20 protein-coding genes are annotated in these 18490 nt (G+C 71.1%); 19 read left to right on the forward strand and 1 reads right to left on the reverse strand.

The window, feature by feature from the left end; genetic code table 11:
• The first annotated feature begins 73 nt into the window (after positions 1–73).
• The 19 genes from AB0442_RS05160 (at position 74) to AB0442_RS05250 (ending at position 17789) form a co-directional block, all read left to right on the forward strand.
• A complete protein-coding gene (locus tag AB0442_RS05160) occupies positions 74–1207 on the forward strand; it encodes an LCP family protein (RefSeq protein ID WP_366160691.1) in 1134 nt (377 codons plus the stop codon).
• A 121-nt stretch (positions 1208–1328) separates the two neighbouring features.
• A complete protein-coding gene (gene rpmE, locus AB0442_RS05165; protein WP_263103648.1) occupies positions 1329–1553 on the forward strand; it encodes a 50S ribosomal protein L31 in 225 nt (74 codons plus the stop codon).
• 147 nt (positions 1554–1700) lie between these two features.
• Entirely contained in the window at positions 1701–2777 is a 1077-nt protein-coding gene (gene prfA, locus AB0442_RS05170) for a peptide chain release factor 1 (protein WP_366160692.1), read from the forward strand.
• Positions 2778–2817: 40 nt separating this feature from the next.
• The gene (prmC, locus tag AB0442_RS05175) at positions 2818–3684 is read left to right on the forward strand and encodes a peptide chain release factor N(5)-glutamine methyltransferase (RefSeq protein WP_366160693.1); all 867 of its coding nucleotides are present in this window, start codon (positions 2818–2820) and stop codon (positions 3682–3684) included.
• Between the two features lie 49 nt (positions 3685–3733).
• Positions 3734–4381, forward strand: a complete 648-nt coding sequence (locus AB0442_RS05180; RefSeq protein ID WP_366160694.1) for an L-threonylcarbamoyladenylate synthase — start codon at positions 3734–3736, stop codon at positions 4379–4381.
• Between the two features lie 95 nt (positions 4382–4476).
• Entirely contained in the window at positions 4477–5067 is a 591-nt protein-coding gene (locus tag AB0442_RS05185) for a protein-tyrosine-phosphatase (RefSeq protein WP_366160728.1), read from the forward strand.
• Positions 5068–5339: 272 nt separating this feature from the next.
• Positions 5340–6635 (forward strand): serine hydroxymethyltransferase, encoded by a 1296-nt coding sequence (locus tag AB0442_RS05190; RefSeq protein WP_366160695.1) that lies wholly within the window; start codon positions 5340–5342, stop codon positions 6633–6635.
• 205 nt (positions 6636–6840) lie between these two features.
• A complete protein-coding gene (locus AB0442_RS05195; RefSeq protein WP_366160696.1) occupies positions 6841–8193 on the forward strand; it encodes an MraY family glycosyltransferase in 1353 nt (450 codons plus the stop codon).
• A 357-nt stretch (positions 8194–8550) separates the two neighbouring features.
• Entirely contained in the window at positions 8551–8982 is a 432-nt protein-coding gene (locus AB0442_RS05200) for a hypothetical protein (protein ID WP_366160697.1), read from the forward strand.
• A gap of 264 nt (positions 8983–9246) precedes the next feature.
• Complete coding sequence (gene atpB, locus AB0442_RS05205) at positions 9247–10077, forward strand: F0F1 ATP synthase subunit A (protein ID WP_366160698.1); 831 nt, start codon at positions 9247–9249, stop codon at positions 10075–10077.
• A gap of 84 nt (positions 10078–10161) precedes the next feature.
• Positions 10162–10395, forward strand: coding sequence for an ATP synthase F0 subunit C (atpE, locus tag AB0442_RS05210; RefSeq protein WP_057226856.1), 234 nt, complete (start codon positions 10162–10164; stop codon positions 10393–10395).
• A gap of 38 nt (positions 10396–10433) precedes the next feature.
• Positions 10434–10991 carry a F0F1 ATP synthase subunit B gene (locus tag AB0442_RS05215; RefSeq protein ID WP_366160700.1) on the forward strand — a complete coding sequence of 186 codons (558 nt, stop codon included), beginning with the start codon at positions 10434–10436 and terminating at the stop codon, positions 10989–10991.
• Positions 10988–11803: a F0F1 ATP synthase subunit delta gene (locus tag AB0442_RS05220; protein WP_363542548.1), complete on the forward strand. Its 816-nt coding sequence runs from the start codon at positions 10988–10990 to the stop codon at positions 11801–11803. Before AB0442_RS05215 ends, AB0442_RS05220 begins: the two co-directional genes overlap by 4 nt.
• 159 nt (positions 11804–11962) lie before the next feature.
• On the forward strand, positions 11963–13537 hold the full coding sequence (gene atpA, locus AB0442_RS05225; protein ID WP_366160701.1) for a F0F1 ATP synthase subunit alpha: 1575 nt from the start codon (positions 11963–11965) through the stop codon (positions 13535–13537).
• A gap of 33 nt (positions 13538–13570) precedes the next feature.
• Positions 13571–14485 (forward strand): F0F1 ATP synthase subunit gamma, encoded by a 915-nt coding sequence (locus AB0442_RS05230; protein WP_366160703.1) that lies wholly within the window; start codon positions 13571–13573, stop codon positions 14483–14485.
• 2 nt (positions 14486–14487) lie between these two features.
• On the forward strand, positions 14488–15942 hold the full coding sequence (gene atpD, locus AB0442_RS05235) for a F0F1 ATP synthase subunit beta (protein WP_366160704.1): 1455 nt from the start codon (positions 14488–14490) through the stop codon (positions 15940–15942).
• A gap of 188 nt (positions 15943–16130) precedes the next feature.
• Entirely contained in the window at positions 16131–16514 is a 384-nt protein-coding gene (locus tag AB0442_RS05240) for a F0F1 ATP synthase subunit epsilon (protein ID WP_263103635.1), read from the forward strand.
• A gap of 142 nt (positions 16515–16656) precedes the next feature.
• Positions 16657–17157: a DUF2550 domain-containing protein gene (locus AB0442_RS05245; RefSeq protein ID WP_366160706.1), complete on the forward strand. Its 501-nt coding sequence runs from the start codon at positions 16657–16659 to the stop codon at positions 17155–17157.
• Between the two features lie 59 nt (positions 17158–17216).
• Positions 17217–17789 carry a cob(I)yrinic acid a,c-diamide adenosyltransferase gene (locus AB0442_RS05250; protein WP_344625913.1) on the forward strand — a complete coding sequence of 191 codons (573 nt, stop codon included), beginning with the start codon at positions 17217–17219 and terminating at the stop codon, positions 17787–17789.
• A gap of 19 nt (positions 17790–17808) precedes the next feature.
• Here the strand turns inward: AB0442_RS05250 and AB0442_RS05255 are convergent, their stop codons facing one another.
• Entirely contained in the window at positions 17809–18363 is a 555-nt protein-coding gene (locus AB0442_RS05255) for a hypothetical protein (RefSeq protein WP_366160708.1), read from the reverse strand.
• Positions 18364–18490 lie beyond the last annotated feature (127 nt).

Consider the following 18490-nt stretch of genomic DNA (forward strand, 5'->3'; position numbering starts at 1 on the left):
CCGTCCCCGCCGATCGGCGGAGACGGGATTCCCTTATGCTCGAAAAACCCCGTTCGAGCAGAAAGGGGGAGGGATGTCCGATCAGCGAGAGCCCCGGAGCAGACGCCGCAAGGTGCTGCGCATCGCGGTGTTCACCGCGGTCGGGCTGCTGCTGGTGGGTGCGGGTGCGGCCGGCTACGCGTACTGGAAGCTCAACGGCAACATCCGCAGCGTCGACATCGACACCCAGCTCGGCCCCGGCCGTCCGCCCGCCTCGGTGGGCGGCGCCTTCAACATCCTGCTGCTCGGCTCGGACTCCCGGGCGGGCGCCAACCACTCGCTGGCCGGCGGAGCGGTCGGCGACACCGCGCGCTCGGACACCGCGATGGTCGTCCACGTCAACCGCGAGCACACCACCGCCTCGGTGATCAGCATCCCGCGCGACACCCTGGTCGCCCGGCCGGCCTGCACCGCCCCGGACGGCACCGGCACCCCGGCCCTGCGCAGCGCGATGTTCAACTCCGCGTACGAGGTCGGCGGACCGGCCTGCGCGGTGAAGACCACCGAGCAGCTGACCGGGATGCGGATGGACCACTTCGTCGAGGTGGACTTCGCCGGGTTCGCGGGCCTGATCGACGCCATCGGCGGGGTGGACGTCACCACCACGGTCGACATCTCCGACCAGGACAGCGGACTGCACCTGGCGGCCGGCGACCACCACCTCAGCGGCACCCAGGCGCTGGCCTTCGTCCGCACCCGGCACGGCGTCGGCAACGGCAGCGACCTCGGCCGGATCGAGCTGCAGCAGCAGATGGTGAAGTCGATCATGAAGCAGATCGGCGCGCTCGGGCTCACCTCCAACCCGGCGCACCTGTGGTCGATCGCCGACAAGCTCACCAAGTCGATGACCACCGACTCCGAGCTCGCCTCGGTCAGCGCCCTGGTCGGCCTCGCCAACACCCTCAAGGGCATCGGCCCGGACCAGATGACCATGGTGACGCTGCCGGTGGTGTCCGCCCCCGGCGACCCGAACCGGGTCGTGCCGCGCACCCCCCAGGCCGGCCAGCTGTGGGCCGCCCTGCAGGCCGACGGGGCCGTCCCGCAGTCGGTGGTGAGCATCCAGCCGTCCAACCCCGCCGACAGCACCCCCGGCCCCTCCACGGGCACCGCCACCCGCACCCCGGGCGGCGCGACCCGCAGTCCGGTCGGCGCGGCGGGCCGGGAATAGTCCGGGCCGCCTCCCGGTTTGGGAAGAGGCGGCCGGTGCTGGCACACTGGTCCGTCGGTCCCGGTTCACGCGCGGCTGCCTGCCGCCGACCCGGTGCCCTCCCGAAACCTAGGAGAGACCCTTGAAGGCCAACGTTCACCCCGAGTACGTCGTGACCAAGGTGACCTGCACCTGCGGTAACGAGTTCACCACCCGCTCGACCGAGACCAGCGGCGAGATCCGCGCCGAGGTCTGCTCGGCGTGCCACCCGTTCTACACCGGCAAGCAGAAGATCATGGACACCGGTGGCCGCGTGGCCCGCTTCGAGGCCCGCTTCGGCAAGAAGCACAGCGGCGGCAAGGCCTAGCGCTTCCACGGCGCCGGTCTCGGCGTCCCCGCGCATCCGCGGGGACGCCGGGCCGGCGCCGTTCGCATCTCCCCGCTCCGCGCCGCCGTCCGGCGGCCGGACCACCCCTCTCGTCCCACCGGCACCCACGGGAAGTAGGCCCACCCCATGTTCGAGGCAGTCGAAGAGCTCCTCGCCGAGCACGCCGACCTCGAGACGAGGCTGGCCGATCCCTCCGTGCACGCCGACCAGGCGAACGCCCGCAAGCTCGCCAAGCGCTACGCGGAGCTGACCCCGATCACCCGCACCTACCGCGCCTGGAAGCAGACCGGCGAGGACATCGAGGCCGCCCGCGAGCTCGCCGCCGAGGACCCGGAGTTCCTCGCCGAGGCGAAGGCCGCCGAGGCCCGCCGCGAGGAGCTGACCGAGGAGCTGCGGCTGCTGCTCGTCCCGCGCGACCCCAATGACGACAAGGACGTCATCCTGGAGGTCAAGGCGGGCGAGGGCGGCGAGGAGTCGGCGCTGTTCGCCGGCGACCTGCTCCGGATGTACCTGCGCTTCGCGGAGCGGGTCGGCTGGAAGACCGAGATCATCGACTCCAACGAGTCCGACCTCGGCGGCTACAAGGACGTCTCCGTCGCCGTGAAGACCAAGGGCGGCGCCGAGCCCGGCCAGGGCGTCTGGGCCCGGCTGAAGTACGAGGGCGGCGTGCACCGCGTGCAGCGCGTCCCGGCCACCGAGTCGCAGGGCCGCATCCACACCTCCGCCGCCGGCGTGCTCGTCACCCCGGAGGCCGAGGAGGTCGAGGTCGAGATCCACGCCAACGACCTGCGGATCGACGTCTACCGCTCGTCCGGCCCCGGCGGCCAGTCCGTCAACACCACCGACTCGGCCGTCCGGATCACCCACCTGCCGACCGGTATCGTGGCCTCCTGCCAGAACGAGAAGAGCCAGCTGCAGAACAAGGAGCAGGCGATGCGCATCCTGCGCTCGCGCCTGCTGGCGGCGGCCCAGGAGGAGGCCGAGCGGGAGGCCTCGGACGCCCGCCGCAGCCAGGTCCGCACCGTCGACCGCTCCGAGCGCATCCGGACGTACAACTTCCCGGAGAACCGCATCTCCGACCACCGCACCGGCTTCAAGTCCTACAACCTGGACCAGGTGCTGGACGGCGACCTGAACGCGGTGATCCAGTCCTGCGTGGACGCCGACGCGGCGGCCAAGCTGGCCGCCGCCCAGGAGAACTGAGAGCCGGGCCCGGCGCCCGAGAAGTCAGAGGTGTGGTCGGATGAACCTGCTGCTCGCCGAGGTGGCGCAGGCCACCCAGCGGTTGGCCGCGGCCGGAGTGCCGTCGCCGCGCTTCGACGCGGAGGAGCTCGCCGCGCACGTCCACGGCGTCAAGCGCAGCCAGCTGCACACCGTGCCCGACGGCGACTTCGACGCCCGGTACTGGGAGGCGGTCTCCCGCCGCGAGGCCCGTGAACCGCTGCAGCACATCACCGGGCACGCCTTCTTCCGCTACCTGGAGCTGGAGGTCGGCCCGGGCGTCTTCGTGCCCCGACCGGAGACCGAGACGGTCGTCGAGTGGGCGATAGACGCCGTCCGCGACATGGACGTCGCCGAGCCGCTCGTCGTCGACCTCTGCACCGGCTCGGGCGCCATCGCCCTCGCCCTCGCCCAGGAACTGCCCCGCTCCACCGTGCACGCCTTCGAGCTGGACGGGGGCGCGCTCGCCTACACCCGGCGCAACGTCGCGACCAGCCCCGACCGGGCCCGGGTCCACCTGCACGAGGGCGACGCCACCCGTGCCTTCGAGGACGACCGCTCCTGGGACGGCCGCTTCGACCTGGTCATCAGCAACCCGCCGTACATCCCGCTCACCGAGTGGGAGTACGTCGCGCCCGAGGCCCGCGACCACGACCCGCAGATGTCGCTGTTCTCCGGCGAGGACGGCCTCGACACCATCCGCGGCATCGAACGGGTCGCCGCCCGGCTGCTACGCCCCGGCGGCGCGGTGGTCATCGAGCACGCCGACACCCAGGGCGGCCAGGTGCCCTGGATCTTCAACGAGGAGGGCGGGTGGACGGACGCCGCCGACCACCGCGACCTCAACGGCCGGCCGCGCTTCACCACCGCCCGCCGCGCCGCCCTGTGACTTCGTGACTTCGTGACTTCGCCGTGAACTTCGGAAGGGGACCGCACCGATGAGCCGCCGCTACGACTGTGCCGATACCGGGGACCGCGCCACCGGGCTGCGCGAGGCAGCTTCGGCGATCCGCCGCGGCGAGCTCGTCGTGCTGCCGACGGACACCCTGTACGGCGTGGGCGCCGACGCCTTCTCCCCGGAGGCCGTGGGCGCGCTGCTCGACGCCAAGGGCCGCGGCCGCAACATGCCCTCCCCGGTGCTCGTCGGCTCGCCGACCACCCTGCACGGCCTGGTCACCGACTTCTCCGAGCAGGCCTGGGAGCTCGTCGACGCCTTCTGGCCGGGCGGGCTGACCCTCGTCGCCCGCCACCAGCCCTCGCTGCGCTGGGACCTCGGCGACACCCGCGGCACCGTCGCCGTCCGCATGCCGCTGCACCCCGTCGCCCTGGAGCTGCTCAACACCACCGGCCCGCTCGCCGTCTCCAGCGCCAACAAGACCGGCGGACCCTCGCCAGCGACCTGCGACGAGGCCCAGGGCCAGCTCGGCGACGCCGTCTCGGTCTACCTGGACGGCGGCCGCGCGGACCACGCCACGGCCTCCACCATCGTCGACGTCACCGGCAAGACCCCCGTCGTGCTGCGGGCGGGCGCGATCAGCGTCGAGCAGCTGAGGGAGGTCGTCCCGGACCTGGAGGCCGGCAGTTGACCGCTGCGTCCCTGTACGCCGCGGGCCCCGGCCCGGCCAGGTTCGCGGCCGCCCCGTACCGGGCGGCCGCGCCGCGATCGGTCGACACCTTCCGGATCCTCTTCGTCTGCACCGGGAACGTGTGCCGCTCGCCGATCGCCGAGCGGCTCACCCGCCACGAGCTGGCCGCCCGGCTCGGCGCAGCCTCGCACCACTTCGTGGTCGAGAGCGCCGGGACGTGGGGCCACGAGGGCGCCCCGATGGAGGCGCACGCCGCCACCGTGCTCGGCGAGTACGGCGTGGACAGCGCGGGCTTCGCCGGCCGCGAGCTGCTGGACGAGCACGTCATCGACGCCGACCTGGTGCTCACGGCCACGCTCGACCACCGTGCCCAGGTGATATCCATGGGCCACGCGGCCGGCCTGCGCACCTTCACCCTCAAGGAGTTCACCCGCCTGGTGCGGCGGATCGACCCCGTGACCCTGCCCGAGCCCCGTGGCGGCGACCAGCTGCCGGAACGGGCCCGCGCCCTGGTGCGGGCGGCCGCGGCGCTCCGCGGCTGGCTGCTGGCGGCCTCGCCCGAGTCCGACGAGGTCGACGACCCGTACGGCGCGCCGATCGGCATGTTCCGCAACTGCGGCGAGGAGATATTCGACGCCCTCGACCCGGTCGTCACCGCCCTGACGGGAGTGCACGGGCGGGCCTGAGCGCCGGCGCCCGGCAGCCCTGCGGGCACCCCGACCCGCCCCGGGGTGCCGCCCGCCCGCACGGCGCGGGGGATTGCGGGGGATCGGGTGGAGAAACCGTGCACACGGCGTGCCCGGAGCGTGCGCGGGCGTCGACACCGGCCGGCGGGCCGTCCGCGACGGCGGGCGCCGGACCCGCCCCGACGGCGCAACGCGGCCGCGCACGGGCGGGCCCCGGGGGCGGCCCCGACCTACGCTGGAGGGACCCGCCCGCCGCTTCCGGGAGCTGCGCCATGTCCGTCACCCCCACCGTGCACGGCCCGACCGAGACCGACGCTCCCGACGCCGGGGTGCGCTGGGAGCCCGCGGAGGCGCTCCGCCGCGCCGACCCGCTGCTGGCCGACCTGCTCGCCGCGGAGGCCGAGCGGCGGGCGGAGAGCCTGCAGCTGCTGGCGGGCGAGAACATCACCAGCCCGGCCGTGCTGGCCGCGCTCGGCGGTCCGCTGATCGACAAGTACGCCGAGGGCTACCCGGGCCGGCGCCACCACACCGGCTGCGCGCTCGCCGACACCGCCGAACTGCTGGCGGTCGACCGGGCCCGCCAGCTGTTCGCCGCCCCGCACGCCAACGTCCAGCCCCGGTCGGCGACTTCGGCGATGCTCGCGGCGTACGCGGCGCTGCTGCGGCCGGGCGACACGGTGCTCGCGATGTCGCTGGAGCACGGCGGCCACCTCAGCTGCGGATCCCGCGCCAACTTCTCCGGCCGCTGGTTCGACTTCGTCGGCTACGGCGTCCGCGAGGACGACGGCCTGATCGACCCGGAACAGGTCCGCGAGCTCGCCCACCGGCACCGCCCGAAGGCGATCATCGCCGGCGGCATCTCCTACCCCCGGCACGTCGACTGGGCCGCCTTCCGCGCCGTGGCCGACGAGGTCGACGCCTACCTGATCGCCTCCGTCGCCCAGACCACCGGACTGGTCGCGGCGGGCCTGGCGCCCTCCCCGGTGCCGTACGCGGACGTCACCGTCGCCGCCACCCACAAGCTGCTCCGCGGTCCCCGCGGCGGCCTGCTGCTGTCCACCGTGGAGCTCGCCGACCGGGTCGACCGGGCGGTCTTCCCGTTCACCCAGGGCGGCGCCGCGATGAACGAGGTGGCCGGCAAGGCCGTGGCCCTCGCCGAGGCCGCCGGCGAGGACTTCGCCGCGTACGCCCGCCGGGCCGTGGACGGCGCCCGGGCCCTCGCGGGCGCGCTCGCCGAGCAGGGCTTGCGGCCGGTGACCGGCGGCACCGACACCCACCTGGTCACCGCCGACGTCAGCCCGCTCGGCCTGAGCGGCGTCGACGCCGAGCGGCGCTGCGCCGCGGCCGGGCTGATGCTCGGCAAGTGCGCGCTGCCCTTCGACCCCGCGCCCGCCGCCGAGGCCTCCGGGATCCGGCTGGGCACCGGCGCGGCCGCCGCCCAGGGCATGGGGCCGGCCGAGCTCGCCGAGGTCGGCACCCTGATCGGAGAGCTGCTGCGGGGCGGCCCGCAGGCCCGGATCTCCGCGCGTGTGCGCGAACTCGCACGGGCGTTCTCCGGCCGCCGCTGAGGCGGCCGCAGCGGGCCGCGGAGGCCGTGCGGAGGGGCCGTCCGGGGCTCCCGGGCGGCCTCCGCGGCGTCCGGGGAGAACCGCGGTGCACGTCCTGCTCGTCCGACTCAATAAGGTGTGACCGTGGCGACGCACCTCGAACCCCGAACCATCCCGGGAGTACGCTCCGTACTCATCCGTCGGACCGTGATGCAGGAGGCCAGTGGTGCGTGAGTATCTGCTGGTGCTCTTCGTCACCGCCGCGGTGACGTACCTGCTGGTCAGCCCGGTGCGGAAGTTCGCGATCGCCGCCGGTGCGATGCCGGCCGTGCGCGCGCGCGACGTGCACCGCGAGCCCACCCCGCGGCTCGGCGGCATCGCGATGTTCGGCGGGCTCTGCGCCGGCCTGCTGGTCGCCTCCCAACTGACCAACATCGGACGGCTGTTCATCCAGAGCGCGGACGTCCGGGCGCTGCTCTCCGGCGCGGGGATCATGTTCGTCCTCGGCGTGCTGGACGACAAGTGGGGCGTGGACGCCCTGGTGAAGCTGGGCGGTCAGATGATCGCCGCCGGCGTGATGGTCTGGCAGGGCGTGACGGTCATCTCGCTCCCGGTGCCCGGTGTCGGCACGGTCGCCGTCACCCCGACCCAGGGCATGATCATCTCCGTCACGCTGGTCGTCGTCATGGTCAACGCGGTGAACTTCATCGACGGCCTGGACGGCCTCGCGGCCGGCATGGTCTGCATCGCCGCGATGGCGTTCTTCCTGTACTCGTACCGCCTGTGGATCGGCTACGGGGTGAACGACGCCGCCCCCGCCGCGCTGTTCAGCGCCGTCCTCATCGGCATGTGCCTGGGCTTCCTGCCGCACAACCTGCACCCCGCCCGGATCTTCATGGGCGACTCCGGCTCGATGATGCTCGGCCTGATGCTGGCCGTCGCCGCCATCTCGATCACCGGCCGCGTCGACTTCGACTACATCACCTCCCGCACCGGTTCGCAGACCGCCACCGTCCACGCCCTGGTGCCGATCTACATCCCGCTGCTGCTGCCGCTGACCGTCATCGCACTGCCGCTGGCCGACCTGCTGCTCGCCGTCGTCCGCCGCACCTGGGCCGGCAAGTCGCCGTTCGCCGCCGACAAGCAGCACCTGCACCACCGCCTGCTGCAGGTCGGCCACTCGCACAGCCGCGCGGTGCTGATCATGTACTTCTGGGCGGCGCTGATCGCCTTCGGCACCGTAGCCTTCTCGGTCGCCAACACCGGCCGCACCGTGGTGCTGGCCTTCGCCGGGCTCTGCCTGGTCGGCCTGGTCGTGCTGCTGATGCCGCGCTTCCGCCCGCACGCGCCGCGGGCCGTGCAGGCCGTCGTGCCGCCCCGCTACCGCAAGGCCCGGACCGAGACGCCGGCCACCGGCCCCGAGGCCGCCGCGGAGGACCTCGGCGGAGCGGCGGACGAGGCCGGGGCACCCGCCGGGGCGCCCGCGATGGCCGAGCTCTCCGCCAAGGACAAGGCACTGCTGAGCCGGATCGGCAGCGGGGCCACGGCGGTCGGGCAGCGGAGCCGCGCGAAGGGCTGAGCGCGCGCCCCGGAGGGGGCCGGGGCGCCCCCGAGGGCGCCCGCGACACGCCCGCCGATGCGTCTGACCGGCCGTCAACAGCCCTCACCCGTACGGCGACACCCTTAGGCCATCGGTGTGACAGGTACCACACGTTCATGGTAAAGCTCTCATCAAATAGTTTGTGATACCGTTCACGAGTACCGAGAACACGCCGAAAGACCTGACAGGCGGAGCACTCTCCACCCCCGGTCGGTCTCCTCGACCGGCTCGCCGTCGAGCGGCCGGCCTGCGGCTGTGGTTCCCGGTGCGGCGTCCCCCGCCGCGCACACCCATATGCCAGTCCCCCGTTGCCGACATGCCGCCGGAGCTGCCGACATGCCGTCCCACGACGCCCGGATCATCCGAGGCGCCGCAATCCCCACTGCGGTCGCCGGCCTGATCGCCGCCGTCATCGCGACCTTCGTCGTGGGGAGCAAGGGGTTGATCGGCGCAGTCTTCGCAACGCTGCTGGTGATGGCGTTCTTCAGCTTCGGCCAGGTCGCGCTCGACCGGCTCACCAGGAACAACCCGCAGATCATGATGGCAGCCGCGCTGCTCGTCTACACGACGCAGATCCTGCTGGTCGCGGTCGTCCTGGCGGTGTTCAAGCACACCACCCTCTTCGACACCAAGGTGTTCGGCTTCACGCTGCTGGGCTGCGCGCTGATCTGGACGGGCTTCCAGGTGCGCGGCGCGATGAAGGCCAAGATCTACTACGTCGATCCCGAATCCCGGGACGACAAGCCCAAATCCGGGCGTCAACCGTGAGTGGGGCGGGCCGTCCCCCTCGCGAGGGGGGCGGTGTTTATGCCCTCCTGACGGGCTGCTATCGTCCGTCCCAACGGCGGAGTACGAGATGCGGCCGGGTCTCTCCGATCATCGGACGGATCGCCCCCCGACTCCCCGAAGTCTTCGAAGATCCCGCGGCAGGGATACGCGCCGTGCAGGGTCCGCGAGAAATCCAACAAGTTCCAGTGCCGCTCCGTGGCCCCGCGCCGCGCCGACACACCGAGGTTGCCGTAACCATGCGTCATGACGAAGGAGTCCGTGGTGGGTACTGAATCCGCGCTGCTCGCCTCTGGCAGTTGCCACTTCAGTGACGCTGGCTGCGGGTTCCCCGCTCCTGGCCTGAACGAGTTCGACTTCAAGCCGATCTTCTCGATCGGCAGCGTCGACTTCACCAAGCCGATGCTCCTGTCGATCATCGTGGCCCTGCTGGTGGTCGCCTTCTTCTGGGCCGCCTTCGCCAAGCCGAAGCTGCTCCCCGGCAAGCTGCAGCTCGTCGGCGAGATCGGCTACGACTTCGTCAAGCGCAGCATCGTGCTGGAGACGATCGGCAAGAAGGGCGAGAAGTACGTCCCGATGCTGGTCTCGATGTTCTTCTTCGTCTGGGTGATGAACATCATGTCCATCATCCCGTTCGCCCAGTTCCCGGTGACCGCGCGCATCGCGTACCCGGCCGGCCTCGCGCTCGTCGTGTGGCTGACCTACATGGGCCTGACGTTCAAGAAGCACGGCTTCGTCGGCGGCATGAAGAACCTCTGCTGGCCGTCCGGCATCCCCGGCTGGGTCATGTTCATCCTGGTGCCGATCGAGTTCTTCTCGAACATCTTCGTCCGCCCGTTCACCCTGGCGGTCCGAGCCTTCGCGAACATGTTCGCCGGCCACCTGCTGATCGTGATGTTCTCCATCGCCTCCTGGTACCTGCTCAGCCCGAGCCTGGGCGCGCTCTACGGCAGCGCCTCCTTCGTGGTGGCCGTCGGCCTCACCGCCTTCGAGCTCCTGGTCCAGTTCCTGCAGGCGTACATCTTCGTGATGCTGGCCAGCAGCTACATCGCCGGTGCCCTCGAAGAGGCGCACTGAGCCCCGCAGCCCCGGCTGCGCCCACCCCTGATCGTCCGGTGGCCAACCACCACCGGTTCACATCCCTGAAAAGGACAAGCTGAAATGGCACAGCTCGCTGAGCTCACGGGTTCCATCGCCTCCGTCGGTTACGGTCTCGCCGCGATCGGCCCCGGCATCGGCGTCGGTCTGATCTTCGGTAACGGTGTCCAGGCCATGGCCCGTCAGCCCGAGGCCGCTGGCCTGATCCGTTCCAACATGTTCATCGGCTTCGCGCTGACCGAGGCGCTCGCCCTCATCGGCATCGTCATGCCGTTCGTCTTCGGCACCGGCTCCTGATTCCCCTGCCGTAGACCGCTTTCGAGGAAGGTCCAGATATGAACATCGCGGCTCAGCTCGCGGAGGAGGGGGAGAAGATGAACCCCCTGCTCCCCGCGTGGCCCGAGATCATCATCGGCCTGCTCTGCTTCTTCATCGTCTTCGGCTTCCTCGGCAAGAAGCTCCTCCCCAGCATCGAGAACGTGCTGAAGGAGCGCCGGGACGCGATCGAGGGCGGCATGGAGCGTGCGGAGGTCGCTCAGGCAGAGGCCCAGGCCCTGCTGGAGCAGTACCGCGCGGAGCTCGCCGAGGCGCGTCACGAGGCCGCTCGGATCACCGAGCACGCCCGTGAGCAGGGCGCTGCCCTGGTCGCCGAGATGCGCGAGGAGGGCCAGCGCCAGCGCGAGTCCATCGTCGCCGCCGGCCACGCCCAGATCGAGGCCGACAAGAAGCAGGCGACTGCCGCCCTGCGCCAGGACGTGGGCTCGCTGGCCTCCCAGCTGGCGTCCCGCATCGTGGGTGAGTCCCTCGAGGACCACGCCCGGCAGAGCGGCGTGATCGACCGCTTCCTCGACGAGCTCGAGGCCAAGGCCGCCGCCTCGGCGGGTGCCAAGTGATCGGCGCCAGCCGCGAGGCCCTGGCCGCCGGCCGGGAGAACCTCGAGAGCCTGACCGACAACACCTCGGTGGACGCGGCCAAGCTCGCCGAGGAGCTCACCGCCGTCACGGCGCTGCTGGACCGCGAGGTCTCGCTGCGCCGCGTGCTGACCGACCCCTCGCGGTCGGGCCAGGACAAGGCCCAGTTCGTCGGCACGCTGCTGTCGGGCCAGGTCTCCGGTGAGACGGTCGACCTGGTCTCCGGCCTCGTCCGGTCCCGCTGGTCCGGCGCGCGCGACCTGGTCGACGCGGTGGAGGAGCTCTCCGCGTACGCCGAGGTCATCGCCGCCGACAAGGCCGGTGCCCTGGACGACGTCGAGGACGAGCTGTTCCGGTTCGGCCGGGTCGTCGCGGGCTCGCACGAGCTGCGCGCCGCGCTGACCGAGCCCAAGGCCGACGCCGCCGCCAAGGCGGCCCTGGTCAAGAAGCTGCTCGGCGGCCGCGCCCACGCGGGCACCGTCCGCCTGGTCGTCTCCCTGGTCACCGCCCCGCGTGGCCGTAGCCTGGAACAGGGCCTCGAGTCCTACTCCAAGCTCGCTGCCGCCCGTCGCGGCCGCGTGGTGGCCCTGGTCACCAGCGCCGTGCCGCTGTCGGACCGGCAGAAGGAGCGGCTCGCCGCCGCCCTGGCCGGCCTGTACGGCAAGCAGGTCCACCTGAACATCGACGTCGACCCCGAGGTCGTCGGCGGCGTGAAGGTGCAGATCGGCGACGAGGTCATCGACGGCACGGTGGTGAGCCGCCTCGAAGGCGCTCGCCAGGGCCTCGAAGGCTGACCGAAGAAGAGCATCATCCGACCCTCGGTCGGGCGTCGGTTCACACCGAGTGAACCGGCAAAACGTACGGCCGGTTCACCCCGACCCGGCCGAGAGTCGAGCACTTGCGGCCCTCAATGGCGGGCCGAGGATCGCAAACTAGGAGAGCAGGGAAGCCTGATGGCGGAGCTTACGATCCGTCCGGAGGAGATCCGGGACGCGCTGGCCGACTTTGTCCAGTCGTACCAGCCGGACGCCGCCTCGCGTGAAGAGGTCGGCACGGTCACCGAGGCCATGGACGGTATCGCCAAGGTCGAGGGTCTCCCCTCGGTCATGGCCAACGAGCTGCTGAAGTTCGAGGACGGCACCCTCGGCCTCGCGCTGAACCTCGACACCCGCGAGATCGGTGTCGTCATCCTCGGTGAGTTCTCGGGCATCGAGGAGGGCCAGACGGTGCAGCGCACCGGCGAGGTCCTCTCCGTCCCGGTCGGCGAGGGCTACCTCGGCCGTGTCGTGGACCCGCTGGGCAACCCGATCGACGGCCTGGGCGAGATCGCCTCCACCGGCCGCCGCGCCCTGGAGCTGCAGGCCCCCGGCGTCATGGTCCGCAAGTCGGTCCACGAGCCGATGCAGACCGGCATCAAGGCCATCGACGCGATGACCCCGATCGGCCGCGGCCAGCGCCAGCTGATCATCGGCGACCGCCAGACCGGCAAGACCGCGGTCGCGATCGACACGATCATCAACCAGCGCGACAACTGGCGCTCCGGCGACCCGAAGAAGCAGGTCCGCTGCATCTACGTCGCCGTGGGCCAGAAGGGCTCCACCATCGCGTCCGTCCGCGGCGCCCTGGAGGAGGCCGGCGCGCTGGAGTACACCACGATCGTGGCCGCTCCCGCGTCCGACCCGGCGGGCTTCAAGTACCTCGCCCCGTACACCGGCTCCGCCATCGGCCAGGAGTGGATGTACGACGGCAAGCACGTCCTGATCATCTTCGACGACCTGTCGAAGCAGGCCGAGGCCTACCGCTCCGTCTCCCTGCTGCTGCGCCGCCCGCCGGGCCGCGAGGCCTACCCGGGTGACGTCTTCTACCTGCACTCCCGCCTGCTGGAGCGCTGCGCGAAGCTCTCCGACGAGCTGGGCGCCGGCTCGATGACCGGTCTGCCGATCATCGAGACCAAGGCCAACGACGTCTCGGCGTACATCCCGACCAACGTCATCTCCATCACCGACGGCCAGTGCTTCCTGGAGTCCGACCTGTTCAACGCCGGCATCCGCCCGGCCGTGAACGTCGGCATCTCGGTCTCCCGCGTCGGTGGCTCCGCCCAGATCAAGGCCATGAAGTCGGTCGCCGGCCGCCTGCGCCTGGACCTGGCCCAGTACCGCGAGCTGGAGGCGTTCGCCGCCTTCGGTTCCGACCTGGACCCGGCCTCCAAGGCCCAGCTGGAGCGCGGTGCGCGCATGGTCGAGCTGCTGAAGCAGGGCCAGTACCAGCCGTTCCCCGTCGAGGAGCAGGTCGTCTCCATCTGGGCCGGCACCACCGGCAAGCTGGACGACGTCCCGGTCGCCGAGATCCGCCGTTTCGAGCGCGAGTTCCTGGACCACCTGCGCCTGGAGCACAAGGGCGTCCTCGCCGGCATCGTCGAGACCCAGAAGCTCGAGGACGGCACCGTCGACGCGCTGACCAGCGCGATCGAGGGCTTCAAGCAGGGCTACACCACGGCTGACGGCAAGCTCCTGTCCGAGCAGGCCTGAGTCCGGTAACGAGGGAAAGGACGTAACGACCCAATGGGAGCACAGCTTCGGGTCTACAAGCGCCGGATCCGCTCTGTCACCGCGACGAAGAAGATCACCAAGGCGATGGAGATGATCTCCGCGTCGCGCATCGTCAAGGCGCAGCGCGCGGTGGCCGCCTCCACTCCGTACGCCGATGAGCTCACCCGGGCGGTGACGGCGGTGGCCACCCGGTCCAACGCCAAGCACCCGCTCACCACCGAGAACCCGCAGGCCACCAAGGCCGCCGTCCTGCTGATCACGGCGGACCGCGGCCTGGCCGGCGGCTACTCGACCAACGCCATCAAGCAGGCGATCGCGCTCAGCGCGACGCTCCGCGACGAGGGCAAGGACGTGGTGACCTACATCGTCGGTCGCAAGGGCGTCTCGTACTACAACTTCCGCAACCTCCAGGTCGCGGAGTCGTGGACGGGCTTCTCCGACAAGCCGACCTACGGCGACGCCAAGACCGTGGCGGGCGACCTCATCGAGGCGTTCACCGCGGAGACCGGCGGCGTGGACGAGATCCACCTGGTCTCGACGAAGTTCGAGTCGATGCTGACGCAGACGGCGGTCGACGCCCGGCTGCTGCCGCTGAAGCTGGACGAGGTCGAGCTCAGCGACGAGTCCAAGGCCAAGAACGAGATCTTCCCGCTGTACGACTTCGAGCCGTCGGCGGAGGGCGTCCTCGACGCGCTGCTGCCGCGGTACGTCGAGAGCCGGATCTACAACGCGCTGCTGCAGTCGGCCGCCTCCGAGCACGCCGCCCGCCGGCGCGCGATGAAGAGCGCGACCGACAACGCGGGAGAGCTCATCAAGTCGCTCACGCGGCTTGCCAACTCGGCCCGACAGGCCGAGATCACCCAGGAAATCAGCGAGATCGTCGGTGGCGCCAACGCCCTCGCCGACGCTAGCCGCGGGAGCGAATGAGTATGACCACCACTGTTGAGCCGACGGGCGCCGGACTGGCCACGGGCCGCGTCGCCCGGGTCATCGGCCCGGTCGTCGACGTGGAGTTCCCCGTCGACGCGATTCCGGACATGTTCAACGCCCTGCACGTCGAGGTGGACAACCCCGACGGCACGGGCAAGAAGACCCTGACCCTCGAGGTCGCCCAGCACCTCGGCGACGGCCTGGTCCGCGGCATCTCGATGCAGCCGACCGACGGCCTCGTCCGCGGCGCCCAGGTGTCCGACACCGGTGCGGCGATCTCCGTCCCCGTCGGCCAGATCACCAAGGGCAAGGTGTTCAACGCCCTCGGTGAGGTGCTGAACGTCGACAAGGCGGAGTTCGAGGCCTCGGTCACGACCCGCTGGCCGATCCACCGCAAGGCCCCGAACTTCTCCGAGCTCGAGTCGAAGACCGAGATGTTCGAGACCGGCATCAAGGTCATCGACCTCCTCACCCCGTACGTCCAGGGTGGCAAGATCGGTCTGTTCGGTGGTGCCGGTGTCGGCAAGACCGTTCTGATCCAGGAGATGATCTACCGCGTCGCCGAGAACTTCGGTGGTGTGTCGGTGTTCGCCGGTGTCGGCGAGCGCACCCGTGAGGGCAACGACCTGATCCACGAGATGGTGGACTCGGGCGTTCTGGACAAGACCGCGCTGGTCTTCGGCCAGATGGACGAGCCGCCGGGCACCCGCCTGCGCGTCGCGCTGTCCGCCCTGACCATGGCGGAGTACTTCCGCGACGTCGAGAAGCAGGACGTGCTCCTCTTCATCGACAACATCTTCCGGTTCACCCAGGCCGGTTCCGAGGTGTCGACCCTGCTCGGCCGCATGCCCTCCGCGGTGGGCTACCAGCCGAACCTGGCCGACGAGATGGGCCTCCTGCAGGAGCGCATCACCTCGACCCGCGGTCACTCGATCACCTCGATGCAGGCGATCTACGTCCCCGCGGACGACCTGACCGACCCGGCGCCGGCCACCACCTTCGCCCACCTGGACGCGACCACCGTTCTGTCGCGCCCGATCTCGGAAAAGGGCATCTACCCGGCCGTCGACCCGCTGGACTCCACGTCCCGCATCCTGGACCCGCGCTACATCGCGCAGGACCACTACGACACCGCGGTGCGCGTCAAGGGGATCCTCCAGAAGTACAAGGACCTCCAGGACATCATCGCGATCCTCGGCATCGACGAGCTGAGCGAGGAGGACAAGATCACCGTCCACCGCGCCCGCCGCATCGAGCGCTTCCTCTCGCAGAACACCTACGTGGCGAAGCAGTTCACCGGCGTCGACGGCTCGACCGTGCCGCTGTCGGAGACCATCGAGGCCTTCAACGCGATCGCGGACGGCAAGTACGACTCCGTCCCGGAGCAGGCCTTCTTCATGTGCGGTGGCATCGAGGACCTCGAGAAGAACGCTGCCGAGCTGGCGAAGAAGTAATCAGGCCGACGTGATGGCCGAGTGACTGTGAGGGGTGGTCCCCGTCTCCCGGGGGCCACCCCTCACGGCACACAGCGGCTGTGATCCCGGTCATCTCCGTGTCCCTGGTTTCATGACAGGGGTGCGGGCCCGTTATTCTTACCGAAACCATCGAGCAATCGACGGTTTCAAGAGCCTAGGAGCCCACGTTGGCTGAGCTGCACGTCGAGCTGGTCGCAGCCGACCGCAAGGTGTGGTCCGGTGCGGCCACCATCGTCGTCGCCCGTACGGCCTCCGGTGACACCGGCATCATGCCCGGTCACACCCCGGTGCTGAGCGTGCTGGAGAGCGGTCCGGTCACCATCCGCACCACCGACGGCGGGACGGTCCTCGCCGCGGTGCACGGCGGTTTCATCTCCTTCGCCGACAACAAGCTCTCCATCCTCGCCGAGGTGGCCGAGCTGGCGGACGAGATCGACATCGCCCGCGCCCAGCGCGCGCTGGAGAACGCCCAGTCGGAGCTCGACGCGCACGCCGAGCGCCGTGCGGAGGTCCGCCTGGTGGCGGCGCGCGGTCTCAAGGCCCACGCCTGAGCACCCGACCCTGACAGCGGGGTCGACCGACGGTCCCGGGGACGCGGAAGCGTGACCCCGGGACTGTCGTATCAGTTGGTAGGACAGGGCGGCCGGTGACACGGCCGTCACGGGGAACGCAGGAGCGAGGAGGTCGGTGAGCATGGTCCTCGCCCTTGTGGTGTGCGCGGCGATCGTCGCCTTCGCCGTGATCGGACTGACGGTGTTCGCGGTACGCCGCCGAGTCATCCAGCGAGTAGGCGGGACGTTCGACTGCAGTCTCCGGCTCAAAATGCCTGCGGACGCCTCGACGCAGCCCGACCTCGACGAGAACGGCCAACCCACCCCGGCCCCGGTCCACGTGACCGACGGCAAGGGGTGGGTTTTCGGTATCGGGCGGTACAGCGGCGACTCCATCGAGTGGTTCCGGGTCTTCTCGTACGCCCCGCGCCCGCGGCGCGTCCTGCCGCGCACCGAGATCGAGGTCCTCGGCCGGCGCTATCCCGAGGGCCAGGAGGAAATGGCCCTGCTCTCCGGTTCGGTGGTGCTGCGGTGCCTGCACGACGGCGCCCCGCTGGAGCTCGCCATGAGCGAGGACGCCCTCACCGGCTTCCTCGCCTGGCTGGAGGCGGCCCCGCCCGGGCAGAGGGTCAACGTCGCCTGACCGTGTGGGCTGGTTAACACCCCCTAACACACGCCCCGCGTCGGCGCTAGGCTGCGGCCATGGTGAACCTGACGCGCATCTACACCCGCACCGGTGACGACGGCACGACCGCCCTCGGCGACATGAGCCGCACCACCAAGACCGACCCGCGGCTGATCGCGTACGCCGACACCAACGAGGCCAACGCCGCGATCGGCGTGGCCCTGGCGGTCGGCGCGCTGCCGGCCGACGTGTCCGCGGTGCTGACGCGGATCCAGAACGACCTCTTCGACGTCGGCGCCGACCTCGCCACCCCGGTGGTGGAGAACCCCGAGTACCCGCCGCTGCGGGTCGAGCAGGGCTACATCGACCGGCTGGAAGCCGACTGCGACCACTACCTCGGCGGGCTGGAGAAGCTCCGCAGCTTCATCCTGCCGGCGGGCACCCCGGGCGCGGCCCACCTGCACCTGGCCTGCACCGTGGTGCGGCGGGCCGAGCGGTCGACCTGGGCGGCGATCGAGACGCACGGCGACACCGTCAACCCGCTCACCGCCAAGTACCTCAACCGGCTGTCGGACCTGCTCTTCATCCTGGCCCGCACGGCCAACAAGGAGATCGGCGACGTCCTCTGGGTGCCGGGCGAGAACCGGTAGCGCACGGCGGCACCGGGGCTCACGGCCGGCGGTCGGCCGCAGCCCCGGGCCCGCGCTTGGGGAAGACGGTGTAGCTGCCGGCGATCACCAGGTTGATGCCGACCACCAGGGCCATCCGCGGGTACCAGGAGTCCAGGCCACGGGTGCGGGCGTCGTCGCCGACCAGCCACTGCACGGCGGCCACCAGCGCGACGGTCAGCACGGAGGCCGCCAGGGTGCGGGCGAACATCCGCCACTCGTGGGCGGCCTTCGCCGCGCCGTACTTCGGCGGCCCGGCCGGGCGCGGTGCGCCGGCGAGCCGGTGCGCGGCGTGGCCGTCGGCCCATCGCACCAGGTGGTGGCCGTAGGCGACCGAGAAGCCGACGTAGCCGGCGGCGAGCCCGTGCGTCCAGTTCGCGACGGCACCGCCGCGCAGGTCCGCGACCGTCGCCGCGAGGATCACCAGGTCCACCACGGGCAGCAGCATCAGCAGGACGGCGCCCGCCCGGCGCAGCTGCAACCCGTACCGGACCGCGAGCGCGGCGGCCAGCACCACCCAGAAACCGATCTCACCGGCGACGATCAGGGAAACCATGCGGACCAGCCTGTCGCGCACGCGGCGCCCGCGCGTCGTCGCCGGGGGTGATCCCGCGTCTGACCTTCGATGTACGGCAGGTTCCTTCCACAGGTGGGCCCGGGTGCCCGCGGCGGATGGTGGGATG

Source organism: Kitasatospora sp. NPDC085895, assembly GCF_040702125.1.
GTDB lineage: Bacteria > Actinomycetota > Actinomycetes > Streptomycetales > Streptomycetaceae > Kitasatospora > Kitasatospora arboriphila.